Here is a 16,343-nt window from a genome sequence, read left to right as displayed (position 1 = left end):
GTCGGTGCCTGCGAAACGTCGGCCTTGGCCGTGGCCGGCGCCGCCTCCCTTCTCGCCTTCGTCCTCGACGTGTCACTCCCCCGCCGCCGATCAGCCCGCACTGCTGCCGTGGAGGAGGACGCCCGAACCGGCCGCGGGCCGCACACGCGAGTAGTCGACGGCAACCGTCGTACCGCCTCTCTGTGTGCCGGGAGGCGCAGTCGAGCCCGGACCGCCGGTGAGGAGTGGCCGGGGTCGCAGGCGAGGTCGTCGGAGAGTGTCCGCCGGACAGGGAGATCTACGCGCTCCGGTCGGCCTGCTGGGGACCTCCCCGGTACGGCACCGCCGTCCTCGCCGTAGCAGTCCTCGGACTTCTCGCGCAGCACCGCTCAGGCGGACGCGGCGGTCGTGCCTGAGCGGCGGCGGTGTACCGCGATCGCGCCTCCCGAGGCGAGGGTCAGGCCTCCCGCCGCCGGCCACCGTGACGTGCTGCTTGGTGGTCTGCTGCCCAGGATGGCTGACCGCGGTCAGCGTGTAGCGACCCGCGGGCACGTCGTCACGGACACGCGTCTGGCCCGCATGGACCGTGCCGCCGTCGTCGCATTTGCACCTCGGATGGTCCGCACTGCCGTCGTGATGGTCAAAGGGCCGTTGAAGACGGGCGAGGTGACCGTCAGCGAGCCCTCGTCTGGTACGGCCTGCAGATCGGTGATACCACCCGGACCTCGCTGCCGGGCCGTACAGAGGCGGATGGGTCGCTGCCGGGAAACGCGTCCGCCGGACTTATGCCGAACCGGCTGATCTCCGCCGAACCCTTGGCCGCGACCTTCAGTCGCGCTGTGGCGACGATACGGCCGTGACGGGTCGCGGCGACCGGATGACTGCCGGCGCGCAGATCCGAGCGGACGCGGGGTTCTTCCCCCGCCTTGTCGACCTGCGCCGACTGAGACGACCCTTTCGACACGGGAGTCAGGCTGACCGGCTCCTGCAGAGCCGGGGAGGCGACCTTGACCATGTCCCAACCCGGCGGCAGCCCCTGGATGCTGAACCAGAGCGTGCCGCCTGCCTCCAGGGTCCTGCCTTGAGGTACGAAGTACTCCAGGCGGAACAATGAGGCCCGCACCGAGGACGAACATCCGCCCCAGGCGCCGTACACAGTCCGACGCAAGGCGCTGGCGCTGAACTGCGCCCCCGCCCAGCACGGTCGCCGGGGCAGTGGTCCAGCAGGTCCCGGCCGGGGCGTCAGGACACGTGCCGGCGCGCTGACGGAGCTTTCAGGAGCCGCCCAGGACGTCGCCTGTCAGACACACCGTGTAATCGACCCCGTATGCCTCGGCCTGGCGTGCCATGGCGGTGGCGTACTCGGTACGGGCCTGGCGGTCTTCGTCCGTGACGGGCGGATGTACGGGGTCGGTGGGCGGGGCGGGCCACAGCTGGATCAGGTGGCGCTCGCCGCGGTCCCCGATGCCGGGCTCGTAGTCATCTGCACGGCAGTACATCCGCATCCTCACCCACTGTTCGGCATCAGGTGAGGGAGGCATCCGGAGGGCGGGGGCATCCTCGGGCCATGTGTCCGTGACGTCGCCCGGGGCGAGGAGCTCCAGGTGGGCGGGCTCACCGTCGCACAGCAGGCTGACCTCTTCAGCGGGCTCCCACTGGTTACCGGCTTCCGGTTCGGGGCGGCCGTCATGAACCTGGACCGTCACCTGCAGGGAGCCTGTGTCGGTGGTCGTCATCACCACGACGCTGAATTCGTCTACGGGTCCGCAGCGCCAGCCGAACGGCATCTGGGCCGGGTAGCCGTCGTGCTCGGCGAACCCGAAGATGTAGCCGTCTTCACCGAGGTCGACGGTGAAGGCCGACTCGTACACCAGCATGGATGGCTCCCTTCTCTGCACAGGTGGTGTTCCAGGTCAGACGATCACGTAGAAGGGGTTGTGATCCATGACGTGGAACTGGCAGCACCAGGTGTGATGATGGCACCGCCCTGGCTGATGTTCTCCTGCTCGGTCACCCAGGTGATCGTGCGCTGTTCGCCGGCAAGTGCGTGCTGCCCTCGTGGGAGCGAGGCGAACGGGTGCTCATCGCACGAGGTCCGTCCCACGCACCGCATGCCCGACGGCACCTTCTACGAACGGGTTATACGCCTGTTCGGCAGAGCGCATACAGAACGGCTGTGGTGTGCGTCGTGGTCCGGCAGGGCGTCTCAGCGGCGAGCGCGCGGCCGGCAGCGAGCAGTAAGTCCGCCGCGTCGCGCACCGTGCAGCATGCCTGGAACTCGCCTGCGATGCCGAGTTGCTTCGCCAGGCGACGGACCTCTTCCTCGTGCACGACGAGCTGACGGCGGAGGTTTGCGTTATCGAGAGGCGGCGAACTCTCTGTGTCCATCCGACCACGGTAGCGATCCGCCTTCGCTGACTGTGCCGGTTTCTAGATATATCTGCGCGGAGGTTTTTGGTACGCCGAAGGAATATGACACGGGCCTGGTTGCTCGATGTGGGTGCGCGCATGACCACCACCGCAGCGGCCTGTCAAGCAGACCGCGTTGAACGCTTATGGTTCCCTGGTCGCCCCCCACCGGTCCAGCCCAAGGTCGTGGTTCGAAGCGCCCCCCGCGCATGCTGAGAGCTGTTGGCCGTCGCAGGCGTGCAGCGCTTCCCGCGTGATCGCCATTTGGTCAGCCGGTGTCGGACAGTTCTCCCGCGTAGCCGCCCTCGTCCGACTGCTGCCGCGCCTTGAGGGCGTTCAGTTCTCGCACCTTAGTCAGCCACGTCCATGGCTGGACCTCATCGAGGGTGAGACCGGGGCAGGCCAGGCGATGCGGAATGCGGCAGCGCGCGCCGGCAAACGGCTCGTCCAGGACGGCGTTCCAGGCTCTCCCGCTGCTGCTGTCGATGTACCAACGGTGTCCGCCAGGGACGAGGTGGCCAGGCAGGATGAGGCGGGGCTCGAGCAGGACATGCCGCCGGGTGTAGGTGAGACGGCGCTCCCCGGGCAGCCCGCAGTTCGGGCACAACGGCGGGGCGGGAGGCTCGGGGCCGGTAGCGCCATCGACCATCGCCTGTGCCAGATCCGCTTTCTCCCAGGGCTGGGGAGTCCCCGTCGGCGGCTGCCGGTGCCCGTCCGGACCCGGCCCCGGTAACGGGATGATGCTGTCGTATGCCCCCATGCTGTCGAGGGTGCGGGCGGACACGAGACTGGGGGTAGGGCACGATTCGGGCAAAGCGGCGGCAGACGCGTGGGGCTCACAGTCACGTACGGCGGCTACGGAAGCATGGGGAGCACCCATGGGCTCTGCCGCAGCGGCCAAGACCCAATGGCTGAGCGCCCAACAGGTAGGTGTTGGCGGATCGTTGAGGGGCAGCCTGGCGAGGACACCGTGCTCGTTCCGAAGGTTGACGGCGGATCGCCGTGGTCGAACGGGGCTGGTGCCATCGAGCGGGCTCGATCGACCGCGCTGGAACTGAACGGCGACGTACAGGTCTCCGGGCGTGCCGCGATGCTTCCCCCGGGACCGCCGACCCCTCCCAACCGGACCCGACGGCCGTCCGGGCCGCCGTGACCGGCGCTCGGCCATCCCTTCCGGTTTGTTCGTCCCGCGTGCCCCTGGGCACGCGGGACGGACAGCGCAGCGGCACTACTTGCTCATCGCGAAACGCATCAGGGCATGCTCGTCGCCCTGCTTGATCTTCCCGGTCACATTGATCACTTCGAGCTTCCAGGTCTCGCCCACGCGCATGGCCTTGGCCACGGCGCAGCCGTTGTCCTGGGTGAGAAGGCTGGGCCAGATGTCGGCGACCTGCTGGGAGCTTCCGCCGGTGGCGTCGTACACCTTGAAGCTGATGTTGCGCGCCTTCTGAAAGGAACTGCCCCTCTTGAAGGCAGCAGCGACGAACACGATCGAGGTGATGTTGCCGGGGATGCGGGCGAACTCGACCGTCACCGTCTCATCATCCCCATCCCCGCGGCCGGTCTGATTGTCCCCACTGTGCACCAGGGAGCCGTTGCCCATGGGATCAAGAGAATCCAGGCCGGCCAGGCGCACCGGGTCCGAACCCTGCATGGCGATGGCGATCAGGTCCAGGTCGGTGCCGGCCTTGCGGCGGAGCACGCCCATGACTCCGCCACTGGCGCCCCCGGTGGGATCCCAGGACACCCCGATCGACAGGTGGGCGACTCCGTCCAGATCGGCCGGGCCGTCGTCCTTGGTCAGCGTGATCATGCGTGATTCATCCTCTTGGTGAAGGAACTGCGACACGGTGAGTGTGCTGGGAGCTTGCGGGGCTCCGCCCAACGGGTCAAGAAGTTTCTGCGCTTCGGGAGGCAGTGTGCGTTCGTATGGCCAGGTGGGGGTAGGAAGGCAGACAGTGATTCCGCTCAGCAGGCGGCAAGTCGTCTTGAGGCTCTGAGTCTGTCACGCGTGTCGAGGAAGCGATCGCTCGCAACCCTGGCCAACCCGTCAGACGGCAGCGTCTCGCTGACGGATGCGATACGGAGAGCACGTTGGTCGGCATGGTCCGGCATCGGCCGGGCGGGAGACGGGCTCGAGCGCGAGCAGCGGTCCCAGCCGTTGGGCGATACCGCACACGGCGGAGGAGGAGACGCCGAACAGCGGCCCCAGCTGCTGCCGCATGGTCAGGTTCGTGCGGTGGCACACCGCGACCGTCGGCACTCGCCCGCCCGGCGACAGCGACCCAACTGCCTCACCCGCAGCCCGGTGAACGTCTCCACCCACCCCCGTTCAGCCCTCAACGCCCGCCACATACCGGGGAGATGCCCAGCCGGCTTCGTAGGTGACAACGAAGAACGTCTGTCGCGAGTTTCGGCAGCATAAGGTGATCAACGGGTTGCGGAATGTTTGCGTGCATCGGTTGCACCCACCTCGGCGCGGTGTGTCGGCGGGCTCAGGAATGATGATGCTGTTCAAGGCCGACGGAGAGGGGCTGTGGTGGAAGAGGAGCTGGGCGAGCTGATTCATCTGGCCGACCCTCCTGGGACGAGCGGTCACGTTGTCTCTCTGCGGGTGCTGGAGCGGCCAACGCCGGGCAGGGACTTTCTGGACTGCGAGTTCGTCGTGCAGACCGAGACCGTCACGGGCAGCTTCCCCGTCTATGTCACATCCGATGACCTCGATGACTGGGAGGAGGCCCTGGGGGCGCTCGCCGGGAATCGGTTCGTGTCGTGGCTGAACTCGGGACGGACGGTTCAGCTCAAGATCAAGCCGCTGCGCCCTGGTGTGATCGGGGTATCAGTCCATGACGGCCCGTCGTCGCAGGTGACGGTCAGCTTGCCTCTCTACCCGGCTGCCGGCTGGATCGATGATCAGCGTGCGCGTCTTGAGAAGGTGCGGCGAGCCTTTGCTGGATGACCGTCCAGGTGCGGAGTTGCCCGGCGCGTTTGTCAGCTCTCCTCACGGCGGGCGGCGACGCAGGGCGCGGACCCTCTGGTCCGAGACGTCAACGGCGTCGCCAGGGCACGCTCAACGCGGGCCCGGACGCAAAGGCGGTCACGGATTCGCCGAACGCCAGTCGTTCCGGTTCCCGGACAGAGGCCGGCCGATCGAGATGACGAGTCTGGTCTCCGCACTGACCGGCACTTGCCCGTTGATGGAGTACCTGCAGTAGTACTCGGTCCCACAGCGGCAGCGACCGTGGACGTCCAGGTGGGGTCGGATCCGGTGTGTGCCCGCCTGCCCGGTGAACGGCCTGCCCGAGCCGTGGGAACCGGCGCGGCCGAAGCCCGGTGAGCACTTCAACGAGGTCGCGAGGTCCCGGGCCTGCTTGCCGAGGACTCGGCCCCGGCCCTCTGGGCGTGGCTGAAAACATACGGGTGTTCTCGCTCGGCGTGGCCTTGTCCGGGCGTGGTGTGCACCAGCGATCGGACCGCATGCCGATCAGCAGCTTGGCTTATATCGTGAAATGAAGTGGTCAATCTTCCCAAAGCTGTCGAATCGGCTCACCGGGTCTGCGCCGCGTGTGGGGCTGGAGCCGTGTGCGACCCGTCCCAAGGAGGACGCGATGACGGACGTGGCGAGCAGCCGGGACGTGGGTGAGCGGCCTGCGGCCCCGGAGCGGGTCGTGACACTCACAGTGAACGGACGGTCGTACGCCCTGCGCATGGACACGCGGGTGACCTTGCTGGACGCCCTGCGTGACCGGCTGGGCCTGGTGGGCACGAAGAAGGGTTGTGACCAGGGCGCCTGCGGCGCATGCACCGTCCATCTGGACGGCCGGAGGGTGCTGGCCTGCCTGACCCTGGCGGCGCAGGCGGAGGGCCGGGCGATCACCACCATCGAGGGCATCGCCGACGCCGACGGTCCGCACCCGGTGCAGCAGGCGTTCATGGAGCACGACGCCTTCCAGTGCGGCTTCTGTACGCCGGGGCAGATCATGTCCGCGGTGGCGCTCATGGCCGAAGGCCGGGCCGGCTCGGACGAGGAGATCCGGGAGTTCATGAGCGGAAATCTGTGCCGGTGCGGCGCCTATCCCAACATCGTGGCGGCGGTACGCGACGCGGCCTCCCGAGGAGGTCACGATGCGCGCCTTTGACTACGTCCGGGCCACCGACACCCGCGAGGCGGTGCGGTTGCTGGCGGAGGACCCGGAGGCGTCCTGCCTCGCGGGCGGCACGACACAGCTCGACCTGATGAAGGACGGGGTTCTGGAGCCGCCGCGGCTGATCGACATCACCCGGCTCCCGCTGCACGGCATCGAACGACGCGGCGAGGCCCTCCACGTGGGGGCCCTGGCCACCATGGAGGAACTGGCCGCCGACGCCACGGTGACCGAGCGCCTGCCCATGGTGCGCGAGGCCCTCCTGCTGGGCGCGTCGGTGCAGCTGCGCAACATGGCCACGATCGGCGGCAACCTGCTGCAGCGCACTCGCTGCCGCTACTTCCGGGACCCCACGGTCGGCGCGTGCAACAAACGCACGCCGGGTTCCGGCTGCGCCGCCGTGCAGGGCGCGGCACGTATGCACGCCGTGCTCGGCGCGAGCGAGCGGTGTATCGCGCTGCACGCCTCCGACCTGGCCGTCACCCTGGTGGCGCTCGACGCGGTGGTGCACATCCAGGGGCTGTCTCAGGCCCGTGCCGTGCCGCTGACCGAGTTCTACCTGACGGCCGACGACAGCCCCCAGCGCGAGAACGTCCTGGAGCACGCCGAACTGATCACCGAGGTCGAGATCCCGCTCCCGCCGCCGGCTGCCCGGTCGGGCTACCTCAAGGTCCGCGACCGGGCATCGTACGAGTTCGCCCTCGCCTCCGCCGCCGTGCTGCTCGTCGTGGAGGACGGCACGATCCACCAGGCCCGGGTCGGCCTGGGCGGCGTGGGGACGAAACCCTGGCGCGCCTACGAGGCCGAGCACGTGCTGACCGGCGCGTCCGCCACGACGGCCACGTTCCAGGACGCGGCCGAGGCGACCATGCGTGACTCCTGGACCGTCCCCGGAACGGCGTTCAAGGTGCCGCTCGCCCGGCGCACTCTGGTGCGCGCGCTGCAGACCGTCTCAGGAGTGACCGCATGAGCACCGTCGAAAGCAGGCCGCGGGTCGGTGCCGGCGTCAACCGGGTCGACGGCCCGCGCAAGGTCACCGGCACCGCCCCGTACCCGATGGACTTCAGCGTCCCCGGCCAGGCCTACGGTGCCCTGGTGCAGAGCACCGTCGCCGCGGGTCGGATCGTCCGTATGCACACCGACACGGCCGAAGGCGCTCCCGGTGTGATCACCGTCCTCACCCACGAGAACGCCCCGAAGGTCGGGAAGGGTCCCACGACGGTCCTCGGGGCGTCGCCTCCCGCACCGCTGCGCAACAACCGGATCCTCCACCACGGGCAGCACATCGCCTTCGTGGTGGCCGAGACCCCGGAGCAGGCCACGGCCGCGGCGCGGCTGGTGCGGGCCGACTACGAGACCGCGGAGCCGCTGCTGGACCTCCATGACCCGCGGGCCGAACAGCTCGTCGACCCCTGGGGAACGGACACCTCGCGCGGCGACACCGCGCGAGCGCTGGCAGCCGCCGAGGTGACCCTCCGGGCCACCTACACCACGGCGGACAACACCAACAACCCGCTCGGCCTGTTCGCCACCCTGGCCGCGTGGGAGGGCGACACCCTCACCGTCCACGACACCAGCCAGTGGCCTTCGATGGTGCGCACCACCCTCGCCATGGTCTTCGGTATCCCCGAGAGCTCGGTACGGGTCCTGGTGCCCTACGTCGGCGGAGGCTTCGGCGCCGGGCTGCGCGCGTGGCCGCACGTGGTGCTCACCGCCATGGCCGCCCGGATGATCAAGCGACCCGTCAAGCTGGTGCTGACCCGGCCGCAGATGTTCACCTCCATCGGGCACCGGCCCAGCGGGGTGCAGTGGCTGAGTGTCGGTGCCACCCGCGACGGCGAACTGGTCGCCCTGGACCACCGCAGCCTCAGCTCCCTGAGCATGGAGGAGTCGGACTACGAGCCGTTCGCGTCGGGAACCGCCTTCGCCTACCGGTGCCCCAACGTGATCACGCAGGACCGCCAGGCCCGTCTCAACATCGCCGTGCCGACATCGATGCGCGCCCCGGCCGAGGCGCAGGGCAACTTCGCGCTGGAGTCCGCGCTCGACGAGCTGGCCGGTGAACTGCGCATGGACCCGCTGGAGTTGCGGCTGCGCAACCACACCGACGTCGACCCCCGCAACGGGCTGCCCTGGTCCGGCAAGGCGCTCCTGGAGTGCTACGAGGTCGGCGCGCGACGCTTCGGCTGGTCCGACCGGAATCCCGAGCCGCGCTCCATGCGTGACGGCAACTGGCTCGTCGGCTACGGCATGGCGAGCGCGTGGTTCCCCTATTTCGCACAGCCCTGCGCGGCGCAGGCCACCGTCAACAGGGACGGCAGCGCGCTGGTGCGCAGCGCGGCGACCGACATCGGAACCGGAACCTACACCGTCATGGCCCAACTGGCCGCCGAGGAGCTCGGCCTGCCCCTGGACCGGGTCCGCTTCGACCTGGGCGACTCCGACATGCCCAACTCGATGATGGCGGGCGGCTCGGGCCTCACCGGCGCGCTGGGCAACGCGGTGCACGACGCCTGCCGGCGACTGGTGCGCACGTTCGCCGAACTCGCGCGCGGCGACAGCGACTCGCCCCTGCTGGGCATCTCCCCGGACGACGTGGAGTGCACCGACGGGAGGGTTCACCCCGCGGGCCGCCCGGGCCTCGGGGAGTCGTACGCCGACATTCTCGCCCGGCACGGGCTTTCCGAGCTCACGGCGAACGGCAACAGCACGCCGCCGGTCCCCACCGAGCTGGGCATGTCCCTCGCCGGCGCGTACGGCGCGAAGTTCGTGGAAGTCCGGGTCGACGCGGACCTCGGCCTCATCCGGGTCGTGCGGGTGGTGTCCGTGATCGACGGTGGCCGCATCCTCAATGAGAAGACGGCGAGGAGCCAGATCATCGGAGGCACGGTCGGCGGCATAGGCATGGCCTTGTTCGAGGACACGGTCACCGACCCGCGCACCGGGCGGATCGCCAACGGCACGTTCGCCGACTACCTGGTCGCGGTCAACGCCGATGTCCCGGAACTGGACGTGGTCTTCATCGGTGAGCCCGATCGCGGGACGGCCACCGGCACCAAGGGCGTCGGCGAGGTCGGCCTGGTCGGCATCGCGCCCGCGATCGCCAACGCCGTGTACCACGCCACCGGCAAGCGCATCCGCGAGCTGCCGATCACACTGGACGCTGTCCTCTGAGCGGCATCGTGACCGTGGTCGTGGCGTGTGCACTGATCGAACTCATGGTGCGCCGGTTCACAGACCACGATCCGCAGCGTCCGGCGGTGACATTCACCGAACAGATCGAAGCGCTGGGCGGATTACCGGAGTTGGGGCGCCCGGTCGATGGGTTGGCGCGCCGGGAGGCCGAACCGCTGGACACCTGGCTGAGCGGCCACCGCGAAGCGGTGGAGACGACACGTCGGCGCCCAACACGAGTGCATCCGTAAGGCGTTCACGACGGCCCCAATCGGCCGCCAGCCGGGGGGGACCACTCGACCGTACGGCGCGTCGCCCACCCATGACCCGTCGATGAACACGCCAAGACAACCACGCCTGACCGGCGGTCCGCGCCGTCGCGGCGGCGCGGACCCCCTACGGATGCGGACCGGCGCGATACCTCAGCGGGCTTCAGCGCCCTGCGGCCGCGGGTGCTGGTCGGCGGACGGCACAGTGAGTCGCTGCCCTGGGTAGATCACATCCGGGTCGGGGCCGATGACCTTCCGGTTGGCGTCGTACAGCCGCTGCCAGCCGCCGAAGACGGCGGCCTGCCGCGCGACGCTGGACAGGGTGTCGCCGACGTGCACCGTGTACGACGTGCCGGGGCGTCGGTCGGTGCCGCCGTGCGGGCGGGACTCGGGCACGGTGTGTCGTGGACCGGCGGGACGCGCCACTGGCTCGCTCTGCCCGCCGCCCCGCCCGAGGTGCGCCCGCACAGAGCAGACCGGCCATGCTCCCGGCCCCTGCCGGGCGAGGACCGCTTCGGCCACGGTGATCTGCTCGGCTCGGCTCGCCAGATCGGCTCGCGGAGCGTACGCGGTGCCGCCGTACGCCACCCACGTCGGCTGAGTGAACTGCAGCCCGCCGTAGTTGCCGTTGCCGGTGTTGCTGCTCCAGTTGGCACCGCTCTCGCAGTCGGCGACCCGGTCCCAGGTGGTGCCGGATGCCGCTTCGCCGGCGCCCGGGGCGAGTAGTGGCAGGACGACACCGAAGCTGCCGACGGCGAGAGCGGTGCGGAGCGACGACAGGAGCCGTGGGGACATGGTGCGGCGGTGCCGCGGCCGTGCGGTCATGGCCTTCCTCTCCACTGCGGATCCCGCCCACCGGTGGGCCCGGTGGGCTGAAGGCAGTACGGCAGTCCCGCCCGACCGCTCACAAGGCGTGAGGGGTTCACGGATGGTCATGCGCTGCTGTGCGCCACCTTGAGCGCCGATGACGATCCGTCAGTTCGCTGGGGGTGCCGGCACGCAAGTGGGCATGGGCGCACGGAAGTTCAACCGGTGTGGCTCGGGACGGCGTTGCACTTCGACGAGAAGCGGCAGGCGCAGCGCACATCCGTGGCCTGGATGGGAGCGCATCGTTCTCGTGCTGCGGTCGCGACAGCGCCGTGCCGTACCCGGCACCGCGCCAGTGGGCCAGGAGGCGCACACGACCGCCCGCCGCGCGATGATCCGCGTCTTGGGCAGGACCAGGGGTTGGGCTAGAGGGGGCCGATCCGCCGGAAAGGCGTCCGCCCCGCACCTCGGCCGGATGCCTTCCCCGGGCCGTGGCTACGGCCACCGCAGGCAACGGCGCGTGGCCCGGCGGGACGTGGGCACGCTGCGGAGGCGGCGGAGGTCTTCGTGGCGCACATGTCGGACGAGCGTCTATGCGTCCGATGTCTCTGTATCGCCGGGTCGGCTGCTGGGCGGCCTTCCGCACACCGCCGTACGACGGTCTCCGGCAGGCGCCCGCGGAAAAATCCCTGCCCGGCCCTGGCGCATGACGTACGCTGGGTACACCGACGCGGGGTGGAGCAGCTCGGTAGCTCGCTGGGCTCATAACCCAGAGGTCGCGTGGTTCAAATCCCGCCCCCGCTACGAACATCCGGCCCCCTCCCCTCTCAGTGGAGGGGGCCGGAGCGGTGTGCGGCGCCGGCCGGTGAACCGCTGGAGCGACCGCCACTGCTTGAGCTCGACGGTTGCGTGCTCGGCGCGGATCCGCGTCGAGGGCTGACGGCCCCGCTGCTCGCACCGTGCGTGGTGCTCGCCCACGCGGCGTCCGCCTTGGCTTCTTCGGCCGGGCGTTCACCCGCCCGGGGAACTCGTTGGCCAGGCCTCGGTAGCCCTCATCGGTCTCTGCCCTCACCTTGGGGTGCCGGCGGAACTGCTCGGCGATGCCCTGCGCGGGGTCGGCGGACCTGCACCTCGGTGCCGTCGAGCCGCAACCTGACGCCCCGGCGCCGAGCGTAGGCGCACCGGTCCTCCAGCGTGCGCAGCCTCAGTCCGGGGCGGGCGGGCACCGCGAAGCCGCGGAGCGGCCGGCAGCGGTCGGACTTCGCGGGTCGTCCCGCAGACGGTGGAGCACGGCCACCGCGTACAGCTGGGCCGGCGCCGCGTGCGGCAGGCAAAGCCGCAAGTGCACCAACGTGACCAGCAGCCGGTCGGTGAACACCACGCCGGTGCAGCCCCGGACCCGGGCGGACCGGACGGCCTACTTCCGCATGCCTGCCGGTCGCGAAGACACCAAAGTGGGACACAACAGGCCTGTTGGAAGGGAGCGTCCGCCCGTGGGGATCCCGAGCCCGTTTCGCTTCCTGAGGACAGGCGCAGACACGGGGCAGTGCCGGCCGAGGCGCCCCCGACTGCGTACCACCGCGGTCACGGTCGCGCTCGTGGCGGCAGCGGCCGGCTGTCCCGCCTCCCGCCCATCGGACCGCACCGGGAGTCCCCAGGTGACGGGGGACCGGCACCTGGCATCTGCTGTGACCAGGGTGAACCACGCCTACCAAATACCGGATCCGCTGCCGGCCGCGGAACCGGGCACACTGATTGCGGCTACCGACCATGGCCCTGATGCGCGGCTGGAGAACGCGCGGCGCTGGACGGTGCTGTACCACTCGACCAACGCACGCGGCGCGAACGTCGCCGTCAGCGGCACCGTACTGCTTCCGTCGGGCAGTGCTCCGCAGGGAGGCCGGCCGGTGGTGTCCTGGGCACATGGAACGACCGGCGTGGCCGACGCCTGTGCACCCTCGCAGTCTGCGAACCTGGGCTCGGAGGCCTTCGCTCAGGAGCTGCGCGCGTTCCTCCGCGCCGGGTACGCGGTCACTGCCTCGGACTACCCCGGACTGGGCACCCCGGGCCCGCACACCTATCTGGTCGGCGCGGACGAGGGCAACGCCGTGGCCGACATCGTCACCGCGGCTCGCCGGCTGGTGCCCAGCCTGGCGCCGGTGTGGTTCGCAGTCGGGCACTCACAAGGGGGCCAGGCCGCGCTGTTCGCCACCCACACCCAGCGCCGCACGGGCGGCCAGCGCCTCGGCGCGGCGGTGGCCGTCGCCCCAGCCAGCCACCTGGAGGCGATGCTCGCGGGGGTGAAAGCCTCCCATGTGCCCAGTGAGCTGTCCTTCGCCTTCTACTCGCTCGTCGGCCTGTCCGCCACCGAGCCCGGCGGCCCTGCGGCGGATCTGCGTTCGCTGCTGGGGCCTTCGGCAGCGGCTACGGCCTCCCGGGTCATCGCCGACTGCGTGACGCACAGCCATCCCGTGCTCAAGGGGGTGAACACCGAGCTGATGCTGCCGCTGAACGGGGATCAGCTGCGGCGCATGGGCGAGCGGATGGGCGCCTACGGCGATCCGGACCGCTCCGCCATCACCGTACCCACACTGGTCATCCAGGGTGGCGCCGACGAGGATGTGCCGCCTGCCTGGACCGACGAGGTCGTGGCGCGCCTGCGTCGCCTGGGCTCCCCCTCACTGGTCTACCGCGCCTACCCCGGCGCGGGCCACGATCAGGTCCTCGGCCAGTCCGTCTGCGATCTGCTGGCCTTCCTCCATGCCCACGGCGGAACCCGCCCCGGTGCCTGCACACCGCCCCCGAGCACCGACGGTTGAACCGGTCGGGCAGGCCCGCGGCCCCGTCTCGAGTGCGAGGACGCGCTCCGACCACGCTCGCGTCACCCTGCGCCGTGAAGGCGCGCTCATGGACCTCCAGCGGGGGTGGGCGGGCCGCCGCGATGTCGTTCACCGACGACGTCAGGGCTGGTCAGGGGGCTGCCACGGCAGTTCGCCGAGACGCGGCTCGGGTACGGCAGCCGCCGTCCCGGTCCGCGGTGATCAGCATTCGGGTGGCGTACAGGCCGCCGTGCGACCCGCCGCCTGCCACCGGCGGCGGAGCGATGCCATGGCGAAGGCTGTCGTGCCGTGCTCGCACGCCACGTCGACCGGCCGGTATGCGCGGCGAGGTCGCGGATCGCGAGGGTGGTCCTCCGGCGCGGCCCGGGTTGCGCCACCGGGGTCGGTCTGACGCCCCTCTGGCAGCAGCGGGGACATGTGTCAGAGTGGAGGCATCGGAACGACGCGGTCAGCGCGCGGACGAGACAGGAGAGAGGGCGCCTGTCATGTCCACATATTTCCGTCCTCGCAGCGCGGCGACGGCACACTCGATCTCCGTCGACCGGCGGAGCGAGGAGTACGCGGACCTGTTCGGGCAGGCCCCGGTGATCTTTGCTGCGCTCAATGGCCCGAAGCATCTCCTCGAAGCCGCGAACTCGGCATTCTTCGAGACCCTCGGGTGCGACCACGAGCGCCTCGGCGAGCCGGTCGGAGAGGTGATTCCGGAACTGGCTCCGCAGGGCGTCCTCGACCGGCTCGATGCGGTCTATCGCACCGGCGTGGCATACAGGGCCAGGGACGGGCGGCTTCTGCTGGGCAGGCCGGGCATACAGCGGGAAGGATTCTTCGACTTCACCTACGAGCCCCGCCGGGACGTCGCCGGCCGGATCGACGGGGTCGTGGTGATCGCGGTCGAGACCACCCCGTACCACCACGCGCATCTCCTGGCCGCCGAGCAGCGCGCGCTGCTGGAGCAGATCGCGCGTGACGCCCCGCTGGACAAGATCCTCCGTGGGATGGCCACGGCGATCGAGGAGCTCTCCCCGGACATGCTCGTCTCGGTACTGCTCGTCGATCCCGACGGACAGCGTCTGCGGCACGGCACCGGCCCGCGCCTGCCCGACTTCTACAACGAGGCGGTCGACGGGGCACCGATCGCGGAGGGCATCGGCTCGTGCGGCACGACCGCTTTCCGGCGGGAACCGGTGATCGTCACGGACATCGCCACCGATCCCCTGTGGAAGGACTACCGCGACCTGGCACTGCGGGCCGGGGTCGCGGCGTGCTGGTCCACACCCATCCAGGACGCGGACGGCCGACTGCTGGGCACGTTCGCGATGTACCACCGCGCGCCCAAGGCTCCGACGGACAAGGACGTGGCGCTCAGTGCCTCCTTCGCCCGCATAGCCGCGCTGGCCATCGAACGCCACACGGCGGTGGAGGCGAGCCGCGCCGCCAAGGAACGCGAGAAGGCCGCCCGGGAGGATCTGGCGTTCCTTCTGGAGGCCAGCACCGCCATCACCGGCGAGACACACTATTCGGACAGCCTCCAGCGCATGGCCCGGCTGACCGTTCCGGCCCTGGCGCCGCTGTGTGCCGTCCACGTATCCGAGTGCGGCCAGACCCAGCGCATCGCCATCGCCGCGTCGACCCGGGAGGGGGAGAAGCTCCTCTCCTCCCCCGCGCTGTGTGACGAGGTGAACGCCGCTGTCGCCCGCGTGCTTGCCTCCGGCGCCACCGAGTCCGCCCACGCGAGCGGCCTGCGCGCGCAGCTCGGCGTCAAGGACTACGTGTGCGTGCCGCTGGCCACGAGGGGCCGTACCTTCGGAGCGCTGACCCTCCTGGCCACCGGCCTGCCCCTGGACGAACACAAGGTCGCCCTGGCCCAGGAACTCGCCCGCCGGGCCGCTTCGAGTGCCGACAACGCCCATCAGTTCACTGACCGCGTCCGGCTCTCCCACGATCTTCAGGCAGGACTGTTGCCACCCGAGTTGCCCAGCATTCCCGGCGCCACCCTGGCGGCCTCGTACCATCCGGCGGGTGAGGGCCTTGAGGTCGGGGGCGACTTCTACGACGTCTTCCGGCTGCCCGCCGACCGCTGGGCACTCATGATCGGCGACGTCTCCGGACGCGGCGCGCTGGCAGCCACCACCACCGGCATGGTGCGCCACACCGCACGCGCCGCCGCCCGCCTCCTCGACGACCCTGCGGCCGTGGTCACCGCGATCAACGACGCGTTGACGGGCAACACCACCGATGACGACCAGTTCGTTTCGCTCGTCTACGGTGAGCTGCGGCACACCGCGTCACACCTCACGCTCGACCTGATCCGAGCGGGCCACGTACCGCCGCTCGTCCGCCGCGCCGACGGCACGGTCGTGGAGCACACGCAACCGGGCCTGCTGTTGGGTATCGGTCCTGATCCCGACTTCTGCCCGTGCCGCATCGACCTGCACCCCGGCGACAGCCTCGTCCTGGTCACCGACGGCATCACCGAGGCCCGTTCCCCCGACGGCGAGTTCTTCGGCGAGGAGCGCTTGTCCGACGCGCTCGTCGCCGTCCGGACCACGACGCCCACAGCCACGGCCGTCGTCGAGTCCATCACCACCGCGGTCACCGCGTTCGCGGGCCATGCCACCCTCGACGACCAGGCCGTACTGGTGATCACCGCCATCTGACGGTCCCGATGGCGCGGCATCCGTTCCGCCGCCCTCGCCCACCGCCGACAGTGGCCGCCCCAG

Annotated in this window: 13 protein-coding genes, 1 tRNA gene and 2 pseudogenes; 8 read left to right on the top strand and 8 right to left on the bottom strand. The window is 70.3% G+C overall.

Annotation, left to right across the window (positions count from 1 at the left end):
• Nucleotides 1-1,253: 1,253 nt before the first annotated feature.
• From ABT288_RS23075 to ABT288_RS50280, 6 genes and pseudogenes are all read right to left on the bottom strand, one after another.
• A complete protein-coding gene (locus ABT288_RS23075) occupies nt 1,254-1,856 on the bottom strand; it encodes a hypothetical protein (RefSeq protein ID WP_351610822.1) in 603 nt (200 codons plus the stop codon).
• A gap of 44 nt (nt 1,857-1,900) precedes the next feature.
• Complete coding sequence (locus ABT288_RS50285; RefSeq protein WP_450862475.1) at nt 1,901-2,092, bottom strand: NucA/NucB deoxyribonuclease domain-containing protein; 192 nt, start codon at nt 2,090-2,092, stop codon at nt 1,901-1,903.
• Between the two features lie 26 nt (nt 2,093-2,118).
• Nucleotides 2,119-2,367: a hypothetical protein gene (locus ABT288_RS23070; RefSeq protein WP_351610819.1), complete on the bottom strand. Its 249-nt coding sequence runs from the start codon at nt 2,365-2,367 to the stop codon at nt 2,119-2,121.
• Between the two features lie 289 nt (nt 2,368-2,656).
• Nucleotides 2,657-3,172, bottom strand: coding sequence for a DUF6083 domain-containing protein (locus ABT288_RS23065; RefSeq protein ID WP_351610816.1), 516 nt, complete (start codon nt 3,170-3,172; stop codon nt 2,657-2,659).
• Nucleotides 3,173-3,616: 444 nt separating this feature from the next.
• On the bottom strand, nt 3,617-4,201 hold the full coding sequence (locus ABT288_RS23060) for a TerD family protein (RefSeq protein WP_351610813.1): 585 nt from the start codon (nt 4,199-4,201) through the stop codon (nt 3,617-3,619).
• A 309-nt stretch (nt 4,202-4,510) separates the two neighbouring features.
• Nucleotides 4,511-4,654, bottom strand: a pseudogene (locus tag ABT288_RS50280) (helix-turn-helix domain-containing protein); the annotation flags it as partial.
• Between the two features lie 273 nt (nt 4,655-4,927).
• Between ABT288_RS50280 and ABT288_RS23050 the strand changes: the two are divergent.
• The gene (locus ABT288_RS23050; protein ID WP_351610811.1) at nt 4,928-5,347 is read left to right on the top strand and encodes a DUF5959 family protein; all 420 of its coding nucleotides are present in this window, start codon (nt 4,928-4,930) and stop codon (nt 5,345-5,347) included.
• 159 nt (nt 5,348-5,506) lie between these two features.
• Here the strand turns inward: ABT288_RS23050 and ABT288_RS23045 are convergent.
• Nucleotides 5,507-5,596 (bottom strand): annotated as a pseudogene (locus tag ABT288_RS23045) (IS5/IS1182 family transposase); the annotation flags it as partial.
• A 400-nt stretch (nt 5,597-5,996) separates the two neighbouring features.
• On the opposite strand from ABT288_RS23045, the gene ABT288_RS23040 reads away from it, so the two are divergent.
• From ABT288_RS23040 to ABT288_RS23025, 4 genes are read left to right on the top strand one after another with little or no spacing between them, the layout of a single operon-like run.
• Complete coding sequence (locus tag ABT288_RS23040) at nt 5,997-6,527, top strand: (2Fe-2S)-binding protein (RefSeq protein ID WP_351610810.1); 531 nt, start codon at nt 5,997-5,999, stop codon at nt 6,525-6,527.
• Nucleotides 6,514-7,503, top strand: a complete 990-nt coding sequence (locus ABT288_RS23035; protein WP_351610807.1) for an FAD binding domain-containing protein — start codon at nt 6,514-6,516, stop codon at nt 7,501-7,503. Before ABT288_RS23040 ends, ABT288_RS23035 begins: the two co-directional genes overlap by 14 nt.
• The gene (locus ABT288_RS23030; protein ID WP_351610805.1) at nt 7,500-9,707 is read left to right on the top strand and encodes a xanthine dehydrogenase family protein molybdopterin-binding subunit; all 2,208 of its coding nucleotides are present in this window, start codon (nt 7,500-7,502) and stop codon (nt 9,705-9,707) included. The genes ABT288_RS23035 and ABT288_RS23030 overlap by 4 nt, the downstream gene beginning before the upstream one ends.
• 8 nt (nt 9,708-9,715) lie before the next feature.
• Nucleotides 9,716-9,958 carry a hypothetical protein gene (locus ABT288_RS23025; RefSeq protein ID WP_351610804.1) on the top strand — a complete coding sequence of 81 codons (243 nt, stop codon included), beginning with the start codon at nt 9,716-9,718 and terminating at the stop codon, nt 9,956-9,958.
• Between the two features lie 171 nt (nt 9,959-10,129).
• On the opposite strand, the gene ABT288_RS23020 is transcribed toward ABT288_RS23025, so the two are convergent.
• Nucleotides 10,130-10,801 (bottom strand): transglycosylase family protein, encoded by a 672-nt coding sequence (locus ABT288_RS23020; RefSeq protein WP_351610800.1) that lies wholly within the window; start codon nt 10,799-10,801, stop codon nt 10,130-10,132.
• Between the two features lie 711 nt (nt 10,802-11,512).
• Here ABT288_RS23020 and ABT288_RS23015 point away from each other — a divergent pair.
• The 3 genes from ABT288_RS23015 to ABT288_RS23005 all read left to right on the top strand — a co-directional run bounded on the left by ABT288_RS23015 (nt 11,513) and on the right by ABT288_RS23005 (nt 16,280).
• A tRNA-Met gene (locus tag ABT288_RS23015) sits at nt 11,513-11,587 on the top strand.
• An 893-nt stretch (nt 11,588-12,480) separates the two neighbouring features.
• Nucleotides 12,481-13,602 carry an alpha/beta hydrolase family protein gene (locus tag ABT288_RS23010; protein ID WP_351610793.1) on the top strand — a complete coding sequence of 374 codons (1,122 nt, stop codon included), beginning with the start codon at nt 12,481-12,483 and terminating at the stop codon, nt 13,600-13,602.
• Nucleotides 13,603-14,108: 506 nt separating this feature from the next.
• Nucleotides 14,109-16,280, top strand: coding sequence for a SpoIIE family protein phosphatase (locus tag ABT288_RS23005; protein WP_351610790.1), 2,172 nt, complete (start codon nt 14,109-14,111; stop codon nt 16,278-16,280).
• Nucleotides 16,281-16,343: the final 63 nt, after the last annotated feature.

The sequence above is a fragment of the Streptomyces sp. NPDC001093 genome, from assembly GCF_040298985.1.
Taxonomy (GTDB): domain Bacteria; phylum Actinomycetota; class Actinomycetes; order Streptomycetales; family Streptomycetaceae; genus Streptomyces.
Note: the sequence above shows the minus strand (reverse complement) of the source record. Positions and strands in the feature narration are given on the sequence as shown.

Bases quoted from the DNA above. Each gene is read 5' to 3' on its own strand.
- ABT288_RS23035 (WP_351610807.1), top strand. From the start codon at position 6,514: ATGCGCGCCTTTGACTACGTCCGGGCCACCGACACCCGCGAGGCGGTG.
- ABT288_RS23005 (WP_351610790.1), top strand. From the start codon at position 14,109: ATGTCCACATATTTCCGTCCTCGCAGCGCGGCGACGGCACACTCGATC.
- ABT288_RS23075 (WP_351610822.1), bottom strand. From the start codon at position 1,856: ATGCTGGTGTACGAGTCGGCCTTCACCGTCGACCTCGGTGAAGACGGC.
- ABT288_RS23030 (WP_351610805.1), top strand. From the start codon at position 7,500: ATGAGCACCGTCGAAAGCAGGCCGCGGGTCGGTGCCGGCGTCAACCGG.
- ABT288_RS23020 (WP_351610800.1), bottom strand. From the start codon at position 10,801: ATGACCGCACGGCCGCGGCACCGCCGCACCATGTCCCCACGGCTCCTG.
- ABT288_RS50285 (WP_450862475.1), bottom strand. From the start codon at position 2,092: ATGCGGTGCGTGGGACGGACCTCGTGCGATGAGCACCCGTTCGCCTCG.
- ABT288_RS23040 (WP_351610810.1), top strand. From the start codon at position 5,997: ATGACGGACGTGGCGAGCAGCCGGGACGTGGGTGAGCGGCCTGCGGCC.
- ABT288_RS23060 (WP_351610813.1), bottom strand. From the start codon at position 4,201: ATGATCACGCTGACCAAGGACGACGGCCCGGCCGATCTGGACGGAGTC.
- ABT288_RS23070 (WP_351610819.1), bottom strand. From the start codon at position 2,367: ATGGACACAGAGAGTTCGCCGCCTCTCGATAACGCAAACCTCCGCCGT.